At 64.7% G+C, this 3,758-nt stretch carries 4 protein-coding genes; 3 read left to right on the forward strand and 1 reads right to left on the reverse strand.

Annotated features, from left to right (window positions below; genetic code table 11):
• A partial coding sequence (locus tag NW844_RS11555) for an SOS response-associated peptidase (RefSeq protein ID WP_414335808.1) occupies window positions 1–818 on the forward strand: 818 nt, incomplete at its 5' end.
• Here the strand turns inward: NW844_RS11555 and dprA are convergent.
• Window positions 757–1,899, reverse strand: a complete 1,143-nt coding sequence (gene dprA / locus NW844_RS11560) for a DNA-processing protein DprA (RefSeq protein ID WP_414335809.1) — start codon at window positions 1,897–1,899, stop codon at window positions 757–759. The genes NW844_RS11555 and dprA overlap by 62 nt on opposite strands.
• A 114-nt stretch (window positions 1,900–2,013) precedes the next feature.
• On the opposite strand from dprA, the gene NW844_RS11565 reads away from it, so the two are divergent.
• Complete coding sequence (locus NW844_RS11565; RefSeq protein WP_414335810.1) at window positions 2,014–2,220, forward strand: hypothetical protein; 207 nt, start codon at window positions 2,014–2,016, stop codon at window positions 2,218–2,220.
• On the forward strand, window positions 2,213–3,679 hold the full coding sequence (locus NW844_RS11570; RefSeq protein ID WP_414335812.1) for a sodium:solute symporter family protein: 1,467 nt from the start codon (window positions 2,213–2,215) through the stop codon (window positions 3,677–3,679). Before NW844_RS11565 ends, NW844_RS11570 begins: the two co-directional genes overlap by 8 nt.
• Window positions 3,680–3,758: the final 79 nt, after the last annotated feature.

The raw sequence follows: 3,758 nt of genomic DNA on the forward strand, positions 1-3,758 counted from the left end.
GGTGGAGATCCCGCTGCGGGGGATCCTGCAGTTGCTGGGCATTTCCACCCAGGTTTGAGGGATCCCGGATGTGCGGACGGTTTAGCCTGGCGGTTGCTCCCGAACGGCTGCAGCAGCATTTTCAACTCGGGAAGGGGGCAGTGGCGGCGCTCCAGCCCCGCTACAACATCGCCCCTTCTCAGCCGCTGCTGGCGGTGGTGGCGGGATCCCTTCAGCGCCAGGCCACTCAGTTCCGCTGGGGCTTGATCCCCAGTTGGAGCCGCACTCCCAAGGCCGGGTGGATCAATGCCCGCGCCGAGACCGTGGCCGAGAAACCCTCTTTCCGCCAGGCCTTTTGCCGCCGCCGCTGCCTGATCCCGGCAGATGGCTTCTACGAGTGGGCCGACCAGGGCACGGCCAAGCGACAGCCCTACTGGTTTTACCTGCTGGATCGACCGGTGTTTGCCTTTGCCGGCATTTGGGAGCGCTGGCGCAGCCCACAAGGGGTGGAGAGAGAAACTTGCGCCATCCTCAACACGCCAGCCAATCGGCTAATGGGGCTTTTCCACGAGCGGATGCCGGCCATTTTGCTAGAAGACGATTACGACCTCTGGCTGGATCCGCAGGTGCGGGATCCGGCGCGGCTCCTGCCCTTGCTTCGCCCCTACCCGGCAGAGGCCATGGCCGCCTACCCCGTCAGCACCCATGTCAACAACCCTCGCCACGAGGATCCCACATGCCGGGCTCCCATCGGAGAAGCGGTGCAGGGATCCAACCTCAGCGAGCCCGCTGGTAGCGCATCCCCGGCAGTTGCACCAGCCAGCCCTCCAGTTCCATAAGCAGCAGGGTGCTGGAGAGGGTGGCAATGTCCATCTGGGTGGCCTGAGCCAGGGCATCGAGGCTGAGGATGTCGTTGCCCAGGAGCTGCCAGAGAAGCTGCTGCTGCGGATCCCTGGGGCCGGCGGACAAGGGTTGGTCTGGGAGAGGGGATCCCTCAACCAAGCCCAGCTCTTGGAGCAGCTCCTCGATCCCCAGGATCATCGCTGCACCACTGCGGATGAGGTGCAGACAGCCGCGGGCCGCTGCCGTGTCGATATTCCCCGGCAGGGCATACACCTCCCGCCCGTATTGGTTGGCCAGGTGAGCGGTAATCAGCGCCCCTGAGCGCTCTGGGGCCTCCATCACCAGGGTGGCGCGGCAGAGGCCGGCGATAATGCGGTTGCGCTGGGGAAAGTGCTCCTTGGCCGGCGGCGTGCCGGGGGGATATTCGCTGAGGACGGCCCCTTGTTCCAGGATGCGCCGGTAGAGAGCGCGATGGTGGTCGGGGTAAACCTGATCCACCCCAGTTCCCACCACGGCCACCGTCTTGCCGCCTGCCTCCAGGCAGGCCTGGTGGGCAATGCCGTCGATCCCGGTGGCCAGTCCCGACACCACCACGCAGCCAGCTTCCGCCAGGGCGGCGCTGACTTTCTGGGTCCACTGCTGACCGTAGGGGGTGGGGGCGCGGGTGCCGACAATAGCGATGGCCGGCTGCTGCCAGTCGGGGCACTCGCCTAAGACGTAGAGAAGGGGCGGTGGATCCGGCAGCTCCCACAACAAGGGCGGATAGCCGGGATCCGCAGGGGTTAGGAAGGGGATGCGGGGCTTTTGGGTTTGCTCCAGGATCTCCCCAGGGTCGAGGCCAGGACGGGCAGAGACAATCGTTTCTGCCAGGGTGGGGCCAATGCCCTCTACCTGCAGCAGGGCCGGAACATCCGCCTGCCAGGCCCGTTCCAAGGATCCAAAGAACTCCGCCAGCCGCTTGAGGCGGTGGGGGCCGATCCCTCTAATCCGCGCCCAAGCCAGCCAGTAGGGCCGCTCTCGTTCGCCCCCAGCCTCCCTTTTGCCGGCAGGATCGGAAGGGGAAATCGAGAAAGACAAGTTCAGCTCCCCCCAACAGTGGCTGTAGTACCTTAAGTAATGGTCAGCAAAAAAGCAGGAGATAAGTGAATGTTAGGGTTGGATCCTGCTGGTGGTTCTCAGGCGACAAGGCCATTGCGGCTTGGACAAGGACGCCAGGCTTGGGTGTGGGGGATCTATCCGCTGCTGTGGCTGTTGACCTGGGTGGGATCCCGCTCGGCCCAGCCGCAGCTATTGGGGATCCCGGCTTGGTACTGGGGAGCAGGGTTGGCGGTGCTGCTGTTGGTGCCCCTGAACTTCTACTTTGTGCGAACTTGCTGGCCCAGGGCTGGAGATGAGTGACACGGTTTTGAGTTTGGGTGTGGTGGGGGTGTACTTGCTGCTGCTGGCGGCCATTGGTTGGTGGAGCTACCGCCGCAGCGGCCAGGATCCGGTCAGCTATTTCCTGGCAGGGCGGGGGCTGGGATCCCTGGCCTTGACCTTGACCACGCTGGCGACGCTGCTCAGCGCCTTTACCTTCCTCGGCGTGCCGGCGGATGCCTACACCCACGGCCTGGGGATTTTTTTGGCCGTGGGGGTCACCACGGCGCTGATCTCAGGGCTGTTTTTTGGGGTGGGCTACCGGGTGTGGCTGGCGGCCCGCCACTTTGGGTTCATCACCCCCTCAGAGTTCTTTGGCCACCGCTTCAACAGCCCTCTCCTGGCCCTGCTCTATTGCCTAAGCGCCCTGACGTTTACCGCCCCCTACATCAGCATCCAGATCATTGGCGGGGCGCGCACCCTGGCCGCCGTTTTGGGGGAAGGGATCCCCTACTGGCCCCTGGCGGTGGGGGTGGCGCTGGTCATCCTGGGCTATGTCCTCTTCGGCGGCTCCCAGGCCGTGGTCTGGACGGACGTGGTGCAGGGGATCATCTTGGTTGTGGGGATGGGAGTGGCCTTTGTGGCCGTGGCCTTGAGTTGGGGCCAAGAGGCCGGCAGCCGGTTGGATCCCTGGCTGAGCTTGCCCGGCCCCCAGGGGCGCTGGAGCTGGCAGACCCTGCTTGGCAACCAACTGCTGTTTTTGATGGCCACGCCCCTTTTCCCCCAATTTTTTCAGCGCTTCTACATGGCCAAAAGTGCCCGTCCCTTTCAGACCCTGATGGTGGTCTGGCCGCTGCTGATTCTACTGGTGTTCTTCCCAGCAGCCCTCATTGGCGTCTGGGGTCGGCTGGCTTTTCCTGACCTGCAGCAGCCGGATCAGATCATGCCGCTGATGTTGCAGACCCTGCCCAGCGGCGTGGCGGCAGTGGTGATTACAGCGGCGCTGGCGGCTTTGATGTCTACGGCGGACTCGCAACTGCTAACAGCCAGCTCCCTGGTTACCCGGGATCTGGTGGTTACCTTGCTCAAGCGCCAGCTTTCTCCGCACCAGGAGGAGCTGTTGGGCCGCTGGGTGGTGCTGGGGATTGGGCTGGTTTCCTTTGCCATTGCCGTCAGGCCACCGGGGCTCATCGCCCAGATCGCCACCTGGAGCTTTCAGGGCAACGCCATGCTCTTTCCCCTCTTGATTGCCGGCCTGTACTGGAAGCGGGCTACCCGCGCCGGGGCCGTAGCCGGAGCTTTGGTTTCCAGCGGTCTCACCTTGGGCTGGCTGGCGGGCCTGTTGCCCCAAGCCTGGACGGGGGGCTGGCTGCCGGTGATCCCGGCGGTGGTTGTCGGCACGGCGGTGCTGGTGGGGGTGAGCTTGCTCACTCAGCCCGACCAGGAGAGGCTGGCCGCCTACTATGAGAGCGGCCCTTGGGGGGAGGAGATCTCGAAATAACTGGATTGAGACAGATCCCTCACCCCCGGCCCCTCTCCCTGAGGGATGACCCTCACCCCCGGCCCCTCTCCCTGAGGGA

The organism is Synechococcus sp. H55.2, from assembly GCF_047462495.1.
In the GTDB taxonomy this organism is placed as follows: Bacteria; Cyanobacteriota; Cyanobacteriia; order Thermostichales; family Thermostichaceae; genus Thermostichus.